General features: G+C 64.1%; 14 protein-coding genes. 9 read left to right on the top strand and 5 right to left on the bottom strand.

Going from position 1 to position 12870, the window contains the following annotated elements; all coding sequences use genetic code 11:
• Positions 1-44 precede the first annotated feature (44 nt).
• The 3 genes from IEJ03_RS05700 to IEJ03_RS05690 all read left to right on the top strand — a co-directional run bounded on the left by IEJ03_RS05700 (position 45) and on the right by IEJ03_RS05690 (position 2981).
• On the top strand, positions 45-926 hold the full coding sequence (locus IEJ03_RS05700; RefSeq protein ID WP_192036705.1) for a glycine betaine ABC transporter substrate-binding protein: 882 nt from the start codon (positions 45-47) through the stop codon (positions 924-926).
• A 97-nt stretch (positions 927-1023) separates the two neighbouring features.
• Positions 1024-1908, top strand: coding sequence for a glycine betaine ABC transporter substrate-binding protein (locus IEJ03_RS05695; protein ID WP_192036704.1), 885 nt, complete (start codon positions 1024-1026; stop codon positions 1906-1908).
• 230 nt (positions 1909-2138) lie between these two features.
• Positions 2139-2981 carry a nitrilase-related carbon-nitrogen hydrolase gene (locus IEJ03_RS05690; protein WP_192036703.1) on the top strand — a complete coding sequence of 281 codons (843 nt, stop codon included), beginning with the start codon at positions 2139-2141 and terminating at the stop codon, positions 2979-2981.
• 21 nt (positions 2982-3002) lie between these two features.
• Here IEJ03_RS05690 and IEJ03_RS05685 read toward each other — a convergent pair whose 3' ends face one another.
• Positions 3003-3533 carry an HPP family protein gene (locus IEJ03_RS05685; protein ID WP_192036702.1) on the bottom strand — a complete coding sequence of 177 codons (531 nt, stop codon included), beginning with the start codon at positions 3531-3533 and terminating at the stop codon, positions 3003-3005.
• A gap of 303 nt (positions 3534-3836) precedes the next feature.
• On the opposite strand from IEJ03_RS05685, the gene IEJ03_RS05680 reads away from it, so the two are divergent.
• Genes IEJ03_RS05680 through IEJ03_RS05670 form a run of 3 tightly spaced genes read left to right on the top strand, consistent with a single transcriptional unit; the run spans position 3837 to position 5660 of the window.
• Entirely contained in the window at positions 3837-4235 is a 399-nt protein-coding gene (locus tag IEJ03_RS05680; protein WP_192037200.1) for a PA2779 family protein, read from the top strand.
• A 4-nt stretch (positions 4236-4239) separates the two neighbouring features.
• Entirely contained in the window at positions 4240-5208 is a 969-nt protein-coding gene (locus IEJ03_RS05675) for a PA2778 family cysteine peptidase (RefSeq protein ID WP_192036701.1), read from the top strand.
• A gap of 2 nt (positions 5209-5210) precedes the next feature.
• On the top strand, positions 5211-5660 hold the full coding sequence (locus IEJ03_RS05670) for a secondary thiamine-phosphate synthase enzyme YjbQ (protein ID WP_192036700.1): 450 nt from the start codon (positions 5211-5213) through the stop codon (positions 5658-5660).
• Between the two features lie 88 nt (positions 5661-5748).
• Here the strand turns inward: IEJ03_RS05670 and IEJ03_RS05665 are convergent, their stop codons facing one another.
• From IEJ03_RS05665 to IEJ03_RS05655, 3 genes are all read right to left on the bottom strand, one after another.
• Positions 5749-6678 carry a ribose-phosphate diphosphokinase gene (locus IEJ03_RS05665; RefSeq protein ID WP_192036699.1) on the bottom strand — a complete coding sequence of 310 codons (930 nt, stop codon included), beginning with the start codon at positions 6676-6678 and terminating at the stop codon, positions 5749-5751.
• Complete coding sequence (locus IEJ03_RS05660; protein WP_242458055.1) at positions 6678-8306, bottom strand: thymidine phosphorylase family protein; 1629 nt, start codon at positions 8304-8306, stop codon at positions 6678-6680. The genes IEJ03_RS05665 and IEJ03_RS05660 overlap by 1 nt, the downstream gene beginning before the upstream one ends.
• A gap of 132 nt (positions 8307-8438) precedes the next feature.
• On the bottom strand, positions 8439-8900 hold the full coding sequence (locus tag IEJ03_RS05655) for a GNAT family N-acetyltransferase (protein ID WP_192036698.1): 462 nt from the start codon (positions 8898-8900) through the stop codon (positions 8439-8441).
• A gap of 456 nt (positions 8901-9356) precedes the next feature.
• Between IEJ03_RS05655 and IEJ03_RS05650 the strand changes: the two genes are divergently transcribed.
• The gene (locus IEJ03_RS05650) at positions 9357-9962 is read left to right on the top strand and encodes a hypothetical protein (protein ID WP_202884395.1); all 606 of its coding nucleotides are present in this window, start codon (positions 9357-9359) and stop codon (positions 9960-9962) included.
• 259 nt (positions 9963-10221) lie between these two features.
• Here the strand turns inward: IEJ03_RS05650 and IEJ03_RS05645 are convergent, their stop codons facing one another.
• The gene (locus IEJ03_RS05645) at positions 10222-10917 is read right to left on the bottom strand and encodes a YrbL family protein (RefSeq protein ID WP_192036697.1); all 696 of its coding nucleotides are present in this window, start codon (positions 10915-10917) and stop codon (positions 10222-10224) included.
• Between the two features lie 343 nt (positions 10918-11260).
• Between IEJ03_RS05645 and IEJ03_RS05640 the strand changes: the two genes are divergently transcribed.
• Together IEJ03_RS05640 and IEJ03_RS05635 are read left to right on the top strand one after the other, a co-directional pair.
• Entirely contained in the window at positions 11261-11911 is a 651-nt protein-coding gene (locus tag IEJ03_RS05640) for a DsbA family oxidoreductase (RefSeq protein WP_192036696.1), read from the top strand.
• Between the two features lie 25 nt (positions 11912-11936).
• Positions 11937-12839 carry a complex I NDUFA9 subunit family protein gene (locus IEJ03_RS05635; RefSeq protein WP_192036695.1) on the top strand — a complete coding sequence of 301 codons (903 nt, stop codon included), beginning with the start codon at positions 11937-11939 and terminating at the stop codon, positions 12837-12839.
• The last annotated feature ends 31 nt before the right edge of the window (positions 12840-12870 follow it).

Raw genomic sequence — 12870 nt, 5'->3', positions numbered from 1 at the left:
ATAGCAAGACGCACGACTGACACTTCACAACAAGGAGCGACTCCATGAAAACCTTGATGACCCTGCTTTCCGGCGCGGCACTGGCCAGCACCATGGCCACCGCTCAGGCCAACGAGATCGTGGTCGGCGGCAAGAACTTCACCGAGCAGCAGATCCTGGCCAGCATGACCAGCCAGTACCTCGACGGCCTGGGTTATGACGTCGAGCAGCGCTCCGGCATGGGCTCGGCCGTGCTGCGCCAGGCCCAGGAGAATGGCCAGATCGATCTCTACTGGGAGTACACCGGCACCTCGCTGATCAACTACAACGACGTCACCGAGCGCCTGTCGCCCGAGGAGACCTACGCGCGGGTCAAGGAACTCGATGCCGAGAAGGGGCTGGTGTGGCTCGCGCCCTCCGACGCCAACAACACCTACGCCCTGGCCATGCGCGAAGATGATGCCCAGGAGCGCGGCATCGCGACGCTGTCCGACCTGGCCCAGGCGGTCAACGACGACGAGGGCCTGACCTTCGCCCTGAATGCCGAGTTCTATGCTCGCGAGGACGGCTGGCGCCCGCTGCAGCAGGCCTATGACTTCCGCGTCGGCCGCGGCGACGTCAAACGCATGGACTCCGGCCTGGTCTACCAGGCGCTGCGCGACGGCCAGGTCGACGTCGGCCTGGTGTTCGCCACCGATGGTCGCATCCCGGCCTTCGACTTCCAGGTGCTCGAAGACGACCAGAACTACTTCCCGGCCTACGCCCTGACTCCGGTGGTGCGCGCCGAGACCCTTGAGGCCAATCCCGAGCTCGAGGCCCAGATGGACAAGCTCTCCGGCCTGCTCGACGATGCAACCATGTCCGGCCTCAACGCCCAGGTCGACGTCGACAAGGAGACCATCGAGCGTGTCGCCGAAGGCTTCCTCAAGGAACACGACCTGCTGTGATCACCACCTGACCAAATGCCGGCCGCCGAGCCGCCACCTGGCCTTCGGCGGCCGGCATGTCAGGGTAACGTCTCATTTCTGGAAGAGGACTCCGCAAATGCGATTGCAGCGATACCTCACCCATCTGGGCCTCGCCTCGGCCCTGCTGGTCGGCACCGCCCACGCCAGCGAACTCACCGTAGGTGGCAAGAACTACACCGAGCAACTCATTCTCTCCAGCATGACCAGCCAGTACCTCGATGACCTCGGCTACGACATCGAGAAGCGCGACGGCATGGGCTCGAGCGTGCTGCGCCAGGCCCAGGAGAACGGCCAGGTCGACCTGTACTGGGAATACACCGGCACCTCGCTGATCGTCTACAACGACATCGACGAGACCCTATCGGCGGACGCCACCTACGAGCGCGTCAAGGCACTCGATGCCGACAAGGGCATCATCTGGCTGGAGCCCTCCGCCGCCAACAACACCTATGCCCTGGCGATGCGCGACGATACCGCCGAGGAAATGGGCATCGAAACCCTGGACGACCTGTCACAGGCGATCAATGAGGACAAGTCCCTGACCTTCGGGCTGGACACCGAATTCTACTCCCGCAAGGACGGCTGGCGCCCGCTACAGCAGGCCTATGAGTTCCGTGTCGGTCGTGATGACATCGTCCGCATGGATACCGGCCTGATCTACTCCGCCCTGCGCGACGGCAACGTCGATGTCGGCCTGGTGTTCTCCACCGACGGTCGCGTTCCGGCCTTCGACTTCCGGGTGCTCGAGGACAGCCGGGACTTCTTCCCCGCCTACTCGCTGACGCCCGTGGTCCGCGAGGATGTCCTCGAGACCAACCCTCAGCTCGCCGAGCAGTTGAACACCCTCTCCGGTCTGCTCGACGACCAGACCATGGCCGCCCTGAACGCCCGGGTGGACGTGGAGCGCGAAACCATCGAGCGCGTCGCCGAAAGCTTCCTGGAGAAGCATGATCTGATCTAAGCGAGCCGCCGGGCGCCACGCGCTGGACATTCGCTATCTGAAAGGCCGCCCCGAGGGCGGCCTTTCTTGCATCCACCCCCGACGCAATCGCGAGCCTGCCCGAGATGACACATCTTGCCCCGTTCGAGCGCGCCTTGAAGCACCGCCATGCGCCTGCGAAGATCCGCGGCGATGGCTCATTGCCCCCACTTCCTGTCACCCCTTCGTTCACCCGATAGCGAGACTCGACCATGCACTATCAGGATCACCTGCGCGTCGGCGCCGCCCAGATCAACGCCACCCTGGGCGATGTCGATGCCAACCTCGAGCGCCACCGCGAGATGATCACCAAGGCCCACCACACAGGGCTTGAGCTGCTGGTCTTTCCCGAGCTGTCGCTGACCGGCTACGGCCTGGGAAACCAGGTGATCGAACTGGCCTGCCCGGCTCATGATCCGCGCCTGACGGAGCTCGCCCGGGAAGCCGGCGAGATGCAGGTGGTGGTGGGCTTCGTCGAGGAGGCGAGCCCCGGCGAGTACTACAACGCCCTGGCGATCCTCCAGCATGGCGAGCTCCAGGCCGTGCACCGCAAGCTCAACCTGCCCACCTACGGTGGCCTGGAGGAAGGCAAGCTCTTCACCCACGGTAGCGAACTGACCCACGTGCCCGTGCGCCCTGGCTGGTCCGCGACCTCGCTGATCTGTGCCGACCTGTGGAACCCGGGGCTGGTGCATGCCGCCCTGCTGGCCAGGCCCACGGTGCTCTGCGCGCCGATCAACTCGGCCTCGGGCATCGTCAGCGACGACTTCTCCAACGAGCAGAACTGGGCCGTCAACCTGCACTTCTATGCCATGACCTACGGTACCCCAGTGATCATGGCCAATCGCTTCGGCCCCGAGGGCGGGAGCCATTTCTGGGGTGGCTCGCGGATTCTCGGTCCGCGGGGCGAGATCCTGGCGCTGGCCGAGGATCGCGAGATGTTGATCGAGGCCAGGCTGTCACGCACCGCCATCGCCCGGGCGCGCTTCGAGCTGCCCACCCATCGCGACGCCGACACCCCGCTGGTACGCGACTTGATGGCCGGCCACCGCTGAGATCGGTGAAAGACCGCCGGCTCAGCGCCAATGGACCGGATAGCGCCGGTGGCGCGCCAGGTTGTTGATAAGAATCGCCACCCCCAGCATCAGGGCACAGCCGATGCCCACCGGCATCAGCGGATACCACCAGCCCAGCCCGTGGACCTCAGGCCCGCCGATGACCGCGATCAGCCCCGCGGCGGCCCCAGGTGGGTGCACGGTATGGGTCAGCTGCATGACCAGGATGGCCAGCGACACCGACAGCGCCACGGCTACCGCGGTTGCCCCCAGCAGCTGGAAGCAGCCCACCCCCACCATGGCCGAGAGCATGCTGCCGAGCAGCACATTGCGGGGCTGCGCCAGGGGGCTTGCCGGGACGGCATAGATCAGCACCGAGGTCGCCCCGAAGGAGCCCACGATCAGCAGCTGGCTGGTCAGCCAGTGCGCGCTCAGCCAGCTGATGGCCAGCATGCCGGCGAAGGCGCCGACCCAGGACCAGAGCGCATCCCGCCAGCAGGCCCGGGGGCGCTGGATGGGCTCGCCACGCATTTTCGAGAGATACGTCTTCACTCACTCGCCCCTGCACAAAAAGAGTGCAGGAGTCTGTCAAAGTGCACCAAGCAAGTGAAGTAAGCCTTATCTATAAGACTAGATGAGGCCGCTATCAGGGACGGCTGGGCTTGATGCCGGCGCCCTTGCGTGCCGGTATGAAAAATCCTGGCGCTTCCATGCCCAAAAAGGGCATGAAAATCATCGTCATCTCCCCCTATACTGGGGGCGCATCGCGTGTAGCAAGATCGTTCCCATGACTTGGATGTCTCGGACCATCAAGAAGAAGCCAAAAGCCAATTCCGCTATAAGGATCATTCCATGATGAAGAAACTCGCTCGCGTCATTAGCCCGCTGTTGATCGCCTTCCTGGTACTGGGAAGCCTGCCCGCTGTGGCCTCGGTGCAGACCGCACCGGCCGGCGACCTGATCTCGACGCAGGATGCTCTCAGCGCCTCGCAAGTGGCCGCCGACCGGGAACGCATCAATGACCTCCTGGCTCGCGAAGACGTTCAGCAGCAGCTGCTGCTGCAAGGCGTCCAGCCGGCAGAAGTGCAGGCCCGTGTCGCGGCACTGTCCGATGAGGAAGTGGCTCAGATGGCCAATCAGCTCGACGAGATGCCGGCCGGTGCCAGCGTGGTCGGCGCCCTGTTCGCGGTGTTCGTGATCCTGCTGGTCACCGACATCCTGGGCTTGACCAATGTCTATCCGTTCACGCGCTGATCGCATGACACGCCAAGCTATCTGGCACACGCCGAACGCCCGCACTGCGGGCGTTCTGCTTTGTGTCCTCTGCCTCATGTTGCTGGCGGGCTGTGCCGGCACGCCCCGCATCTCGAGCCCCGAGCGGCTCGATATCCCGCCCCAGGTGAGCATCGAGGGCGTGCCCTTCTTTGGCCAACGCGACTACCAATGTGGCCCCGCCGCGCTGGCCATGGTGCTCAACGACTCAGGCGTCGAGATCGGTGTCGATGCCCTGATCCCCAAGCTATTCCTGCCCAACCGGCAGGGTAGCGTGCAGCCGGAAATGTTGGCCACGGTGCGCCGCCAGGGGCGCGTTCCCTTCGTGCTCGACAATGACATCGAGGCGTTGCTCCAGACGCTGGCCGCCGATCATCCGGTAGTAGTGATGCAGAACCTGTCGCTGCCGATCGCCCCCCTGTGGCATTACGCCGTGGCGACCGGCTACGACCTCGACAAGGAAACGATCCGGCTGCACACCGGCTTCAAGCCCCATCAGGACATGGCGCTCTCCACCTTCGATGCCACCTGGGCACGCAGCGACCGCTGGGCGATGGTCGCCCTACCGCCCGGCGAGATTCCTCCCGGCATCTCCGCCGAAGCGGCGCTCACCGCTATCGGCGATGCCGAGCGGGTGCAAGGCGCCGAAGCGCTGCGGCCCAGCTGGGAGGCGCTCACCCAACGCTTCCCGGGACTCGCCATGGGCTGGTTCGGGCTCGGCAATGCCCGCTACTCAAGCGGCGACCGAGCCGGTGCCGCCAATGCCTTTCGCTTCGCCACCCTGCACGACCCCGAGCTTGCCGCCGCATGGCTCAACCTGGGGCTGACGCTTCATGCTCAGGGCCAGGAGCAGGACGCCCGCGCTGCCCTCGAGCAGGCCGCCCGCCTGCCGGGCAAGTGGCAGGACACGGCCAACGCCAGACTCGACGCACTCTTCCCGAAGGAGGCCCGCTGACCATGTGGCAACAGCACGAGATTCGCCTCGCCCCGCGTTCGCGGGGCTTTCATCTGATCACTCACGAGATCGAGAATGCCCTTGAGAGCCTGTCCGGCCTCGGTATCGGCCTGGTGCACCTGCAGCTACTGCATACCTCGGCCTCGCTGACCCTGAACGAGAATGCCGATCCCGACGTACGCCACGACATGGACGCCTTCCTGCGCCATATCGCCCCTGGCGATCTGCCGTTCTTCCGTCACACCATGGAAGGGCCGGACGATATGCCCGGCCATATCGGTGCCAGCCTGTTCGGCACCCAGCTGACACTTGCGGTGCGCGACGGGCGCCTGGCCCTCGGCACCTGGCAGGGGGTGTGGCTCGGCGAGCATCGCGACCAAGGCGATTCACGGCGTATTCTCGCCACCCTGAATGGTGAACTGAACGGAGAACTGAACGGAGAACTGAGCTGAGAATAAGCGCGGCCTGGTGTGCCGCCTCTCGTATTGAGCCACTCCTATTGAGCCCCTCCTATTGAGCCCCTCCTATTGAGCCTCGCGCTTATTGAGCTTCGCTCTTCATCTCACCCGGCACCTCACCCAGCACCTCACCCAGCGCCTTGCCAAGGGTCGGCGCCATAGCCACGGCGTTGCTGGGATGGGCGATGCTATCGGTACTCCATACCTCGTTGACGCCGGCCCGGCGAATCACCTCCAGGGCATCGCCGGCAAAGAGCGCATGGGTCACCGCCACGTCCACCGAATCGGCTCCCGCGGCCAGCAGCGCCTCGGCGGCACGGGCCAGGGTGTGGCCGGAACTGGCGATATCGTCCATCAGCACCACCTCACGCCCACGCAGGTCGATATCCGGCAGCGCGATATCGACCCGGGTATCGCCATGTCGCACCTTGTGACACACCCCATGATCGAAGCCGGTGGTGGCGGCGGCCACCTCGACCCATTGGATCGATTCGTCATCCGGCCCCATCAGTAGCGGGTTGCGGCGCTTCTCCTTGATCAGAGCCGCGAGCCTGGGTGCCCCGGAGAGGGTCCGCGTCTGAATCCCCGGCATCACCTCTTCGAGGCGCGAGATGCGATGCAGATGGGGGTCGACGGTGATCACCGCATCATAAAGCTCGCCGAGAAAGGCACCGATCAGCGGCTGACTGACGATCTCGCCGGCGTGGAAGGCGATATCCTGGCGCATGTAGGCGAGATATGGCGCTACCAGCACCAGCCGCGTCACGCCCAGCCGGCGGGCATGGCGGGCGAGCAGCAGCAGTTCCACCAGCTTGTCGTTGGGCCGATCGAGGCTTCTGTAAAGCACCAGCGTCCGTGGCAGGGCATCGTCAAGCGGTGATGCCAGGGTCAGCAGCAGCTCCTGATCGGGAAAGTCATGGCGCTTGATGACGCTCGCATCGAGCCCGGCCGCCTCGGCCAGGCGACGCGCCGGAACCGCTTCATCCTCGAAATAGACAAGCCTGGTATCCATCAGAACTCCACGTTCGGTCTCGTGATCTCGTCCGCGCGGCCGATGCTGAAGCCGTTGTCCCGCTCGCAGGACTGATGCGCGAAGGCAAGCTCGGCATGATAGGCGGCATAGACCCGGTACAGCGGCTGACCGACCTCTACGGTATCGCCGATGCGCGTCAGCAGATCGACCCCCGCACCCGCGGGCCTCGGGGCCCCGGCCAGGCGGGCGATGCGCGCCAGCTTCAGGTTGTCGATGGCCGTCACTACCCCGGCCTTCGGAGCCATCACGTCGAAGCTGTGGGGGGCCAGCGGTGGATCGTCCAGGTCGAACGGCATCTCGCCCTGGGCACGAATGATCGCCTGCATCTTCTCCAGCGCCCGGCCGGAGTCGAGGATATCCCGGGCGATGCCGAAGCCGTCGCCGCCACGCACGTCGGGGTCGAACTCCAGCATTCGCCCCGCCAGGCGCAGGGCCTTCTGTCGCAGGTCGTTGGGCGCATCGGGATGATGTGTCAGCACCCGCATCACGTCGCGGGCCTCAAGCACCGGACCGATGCCCCGCCCGATCGGCTGACTGCCATCGGTGACCACCACATCGAGGACCAGCCCCATGCGCCCGGCTACGAATTCGAAAAGCTTACGCAGGCGCCGCGCCTCGGCCATGGTGCGCACCTTGGCATGCGGCCCCATCGGAATATCAAGCAACAGATGTGTCGACCCGGCGGCCACCTTCTTGGACAGGATCGAGGCCACCATCTGCCCCGGGGAATCCAGGTACAGCGGTCGCTCGACGGCGATCAGCACGTCATCGGCCGGCGATAGCTCGCTGGTCCCGCCCCAGGCCAGGCAACCGCGGTGGGTGCGCACGATCTCTTCCAGCTCGTCGAAGGGCAGGTCCACCTTGGCTAGCACTTCCATGGTATCGGCGGTACCCGAGGGTGAGGTGATGGCACGCGATGAGGTCTTGGGACACAAGAGGCCATGCGCCGCCACGATCGGCACCACCAGCATCGAGGTGCGGTTGCCAGGAATGCCCCCGATGCAGTGCTTATCGACCACCGGGTGCTCATGCCAGTCGAGCTGACGCCCGATCCGACTCATGGCATCGCTCAGGTAGAAGACTTCCTCGCGGTCCAGCTCCCCCTGACTGCAGGCCACGAGGAAGGCGGTCAACTCGATCTTCGAATAGCGCAGCTCGGCGATGTCGCGAATGATGTTGTTGAAATCCTCGCGGGACAATCGCTCGCCGGCGATCTTGCGATGCAGGGCCGGAATCGAGGCCGGGGGCTCGGCCTGGGAGATGCTGACCGGCTGCCCCTCCGCTTCGCCAAGCGCCTTGAAGGCATCCTCGGAGAGCCCGAGCTGATGGCAAGCGACGATAGCCGGATCATCCACGACGTTGAGGCTCGCCAGGATCCGATGGCCGTTGGCGCGCACCTCGAGCTTCGAAAGCGCCTGGAAGCCCTCTGCGCGATAGTGCGCGCAGTCTCGATGCAGATAGGCCACATTCTCGTGGTAGGTGTCGATGCCCACCCGGCGAAGCAGCAACGGGGCAAGAGTGTCTTCCATGACCACGGAGTCTTCGGCGCCATCACTCTCGCCGCCTTCGCCAGGGGGGGTGCCGGTGTTGCTGGCGGTCTGGGTCATCGATACCCTCCGATCAGGGTCAGGCAACCGATCCGGATGGCCCGGTGTATGCCTTTAACAGGTGTTGTTAGCCTAGCAGCGGTATGGAAAGGCGTCAGTCAGCGGTGTTTCACACGGCGATGCATCACTCGACTAGGCATCCGTCGATTGAGCGATGATTTCAGCGATCATCTCCCCGCCGCTACTCAGCCCCACCTCGCGAAAGCCCAGGCTGCCATAAAAGTCGCTGGCGATTGCATTCCCGGGCACATAACAGACCGTGATGCGCTGCGCGCCCTCCTGCTTAAGGAGCGCGTCCAGGGTAAGGCGCATCCCCTGCCGGCCAATGCCACAGTGCTGGAAGTCGCTGTCCACCATGAAGCGATAGATATTGTAGTCCCGCGGCGTGCCTTCATACGCCAGGGATTCATACATGATGAAGCCCACCGGCTCATCGCCGACACAGATCGCCCGCGCCACGCTATGCTCGCTGAACAAGGATTCGGCGATGGAGTAGGCATTCTCCGCTACGAACTGGCGCTGCGCGTCCGACACCGTCAGGCGTGCCACCTGATCCCAGTTATCCTTCGTGATGGCTTCCAGTGAGACATTCATCGCAGCTTTCCTATAGCGAGCATGGTGGCCGCTCCGTCACACCCGGCCAGCGAGCGCCAAGGCCTGTGCGGGGATGGCAGAGGATGTCGAGATGCAAGCCCATACAAGCAGTGTGACTCAGGTTCGCCGGCAAGGAGAATGAGCCGCACTCAGCATCTTGTCTATCCTGGACGCTCACCTTTAAGGGGTCACAATTCACTATCAAAACCGCACGAACGCGCCCTCGAAGCTCACTATTCTCAAAGAACATGCTCGAAGCGCAGGATCCAGTCGTCCGTTTTGCGCTCACGTCCACTGCCCCTATCTGTGAAGGAGAAGGAGAAGGAGAGGGAGAAAGAGGGAGCAGGAGGGAGCAGGAGGGAGCAGGAGGGAGCATGCATGATCCGCAAAACCCTTGACCGAAAGACTTCCGTCTCTCCAATCCAATTAAATGAGAAGCGGGAGGAGGATACACACATGCATAGGATCGTACTGGGTGGCCTGATCGCAACCGGCCTCGCCATGGCTGGGCCAGCGACCGCCACCACTCCCGAACACGAAGACATCACCGCCCTGATCGAATCGATCCGTACCGCCACCGCCCGCTTCCAGGACGTCAACGTCGCCTTGGCAGAAGGCTATATACCGGAGCCTTCCGGTGAGTGCGTGCGCGCCGATGCCCATGGCATGCCAACAGAACTGGGCAGCATGGGCATCCACTACCTGCGCCCGGATCTGCTCGGCATCACAGTAACCGAGCCACGGGTCGAGGGCACCGGCATCCATACCGACTTCCACAGCCCTGGCATCCTGCTCTACGAGCCTCAGGACGACGGCTCCCTGGTGCTTGTCGGGGTGGAGAACCTGGTGTTCGAGCAGGCCTGGGCGGCAGCGGGCCATACCCAGCCGCCGAGCCTGGCTGGCCGCAGCTGGGATGCCATGGCCGATGACCCGGCCACGGCCGCCGACGAGGCGCACGGCTTCGCGCCCCACTACGACCAGCATGTCTGGCTGCGCGAGAATGCCCATGGCAACCTCGAGCCCTTCAACCCAGCGGTGAACTGCAAGCAGCGGCATATGTGATCCGGCTTACTCGCCGACCATTGGTGGTCATCACCTGATTGATGTGAGTGCGCGACATCATCGCATCGGTGGCGACCGTGAGAGGCAAGAGGTGCCTCTTGGCAATTTGAACACTCACGCAAAGTAACTCAAGGGAACCCGCTCGAGGAAAGGATTCCGCGTAACGACCTTCGAGGGAATGAGCTCGAAGAAAGCGATTCGGGGCAAGGAAGCCCCACGAGACATGCATTAAACGCGAAACGCGAAACGCGAAACGCGACTAAGGTTCTGATCGAATCAAGGCTGGCGTCGACACGTCATCGGGAGAATGCCGATTGACGCAACGATCAGCCAATATTTCATCTACAGTCTTGAACAGGGTGACTTCCTGACGTTTCCATTGACGCTTGGTCTTCCAGCGGGAAAGGGAGGGGAGCTTTTGATACAGCGAGAATTTCCAGTCAGGCCTACGGCTGCCGAAGCCATCTACCAGCACAAAGACAGACTCGGTCTCCCCTGACCGGATCATCAGGTTATCCGTATTCAGGTCAGCAATCACAATCGCATGCGCAATCGCCCAGTCCTTCAATATCGCCAGCATGCGTTCGATCTGACCTCTGCTGATGCGGCGCTGTATTAAGGCGTCCCGCAGGGTCAGGGCCGGAGCACCGTCATCGTCCTGAACACGCTCCATGACAAGCCCCACCCCCTGGCTTGTATAAACCCAGCCATGGCAATCGATCACGTGAGCCAGGGGCACGCAGCGCTGCTTGAGATGATTGATGTAGTGCCACTCTACGATGCTCTGCTCCTGGCACTCATCTTGACGCGTCGGATGGCGCGGCACCTTGATGCATTGACCGGCGTCATCAGGGTGCACATAGCAATCACGTTTGTTCCCCCGCCCGATCCGCAGGCTGTTTCTGAGCACGAGGGGAGAACCGCGGGAGATGTCGGGAATCGAATACTTCTTCAAGGTGCGTCCTTTCCTAGCCTTAGGCATCAAAATCCTCTTTTGATGCCGATGTAGCTCCATGAGTACCCATGCTGGCACCAAGCGTGACGCCTGAAACCATGCAGCATGAGTAAAAGGCTGGAGAGTCTATTCCATGTCATCCTGCTGTCAACTTGGGGGCTACTGATTCTCAAAGGTCCTCCGCGTCTTACGCAGGCCAGTCCAGCGCCCGGCAGGGCTAGTCATGAGATCGTTGGGACGGCTCGCTGAACGCGACACGCCGCCTCTCGGCCAGGTAGCAACGGCTTTGCCCACCGCCGCCTCTCAAGCTATCGTGTCGCGATATTTTCCGATGAGGCATCCCATGAGCACACCCCGTATCAGCATCGATGTGTTCAGCGATTACGTCTGCCCCTTCTGCTATCTGGAAGAGCCTGAACTGGCGGCACTCAAGACACGCTTCGGTGAGGCAATCGAGATTCGCTGGCGGGCCTTCGAGCTGCGCCCGGAGCCCGTGCCGACACTGGAGCCGGACGGCGACTACCTCCACGACATCTGGGGCCGCGCCGTGTATCCCATGGCCGAAGAGCGTGGCATGACGCTGCGTCTGCCGCGCATCCAGCCCCGCTCGCGGCTGGCCCACGAGGCGACCGCCTGGGCCAAAGAGGTTGATGCCACCAACACCATCGAAAAATTCAACTCCGCCGACACCCTGCGCTCGGCGCTGTTCCGTGGCTTCTTCGAGGACAGCCTGGACCTGGCGGACCCGGCGGCGCTGGTCGCGGTCGCCGATAGGCTCGGCCTGGATGGCGCATCGCTCGAGGCAGCGCTCGGTGAGGGGCGATATCGTGAGCGGGTACTCGCCGACCAGCAGGCCGCGCAGGCGCTCGGCATTCAGGGCGTGCCGGGCCTGCGCTTCTCGCTGAACGGCGAGCATGCCGGTATCCTCGAGGGCGCCCAGCCGCGCCGCCAGCTGCTGCTGGCCGTGGAGCGGCTGCTCGATCTGATGGACTGATCCCCTGTCGAACGAGAGAGACCCCATGCCCGACGGCCCTATCACGGTGTTCGGCGGTACCGGCTTCCTGGGACGGGCAATCGTGCGCGAACTGTTGGAGGCCGGCCATGCCGTGCGCATCGTCGCCCGGACGCCACGCCTTCCCGGTGGCATTGACGACGGCGACCCGCTGAGCCTCTCCAGCGCCGACATCCGCGACGATGACAGCGTGCGTGAGGCGCTGGCCGGCGCCAGCGGCGCGGTGAATGCGGTGAGCCTGTATGTGGAATCGCGCCGACTGAGCTTCGATGCCATCCACGTGGAAGGGGCCGGTCGCCTGGCCAGGCTCGCCCGCGAGGCCGGAATCACCCGGTTGGTCCATGTCTCCGGGATCGGCGTGGACGAGCACTCGACCTCCCGATATATCAGCGCCCGCGCCCGGGGCGAGGCCGCGGTGCTCCGGGCATTTCCCAAGGCCAGCTTGCTGAGACCCAGCGTGCTGTTCGGCCCCGGCGACGCCTTCCTGTCGACCCTCGAGACGCTCACCCGTCTGCCGGCGATCCCGCTGTTCGGCCGCGGCGAGACCCGCCTGCAGCCGGTCCATGTGGGGGATGTCGCCCGCGCGGTGGGGAACATCATGGGCCCGCGTCCGCCGGCCTGGCGGCTCTTCGAGCTGGGCGGCGAGGACGTGATGCGCTATCGCGACATCCTCACCCTGGTGATGGCTCACTTGCGCCGCGAACACCCGCTGGTGCCGGTGCCCTGGCCGGTGTGGCACGCTCTCGCCACGCTGTTCTCTCCCCTGCCCCGCCCGCCGCTGACCCACGACCAGCTGGCGCTGCTGGCACAGGACAACATCGTCGGCGAGGGTGTCGGCACCTTTACCGACCTGGGCATCATTCCCCGCTCCCTGCGTGACAGCCTGCCGAACTGTCTGAGCGGCAGCTGAGTCCAGGACATTGTTGCAGCTACTGACGCAG

It is taken from the genome of Halomonas sp. YLGW01, from assembly GCF_014840935.1.
GTDB lineage: Bacteria > Pseudomonadota > Gammaproteobacteria > Pseudomonadales > Halomonadaceae > Onishia.
Note: the sequence above shows the minus strand (reverse complement) of the source record. Positions and strands in the feature narration are given on the sequence as shown.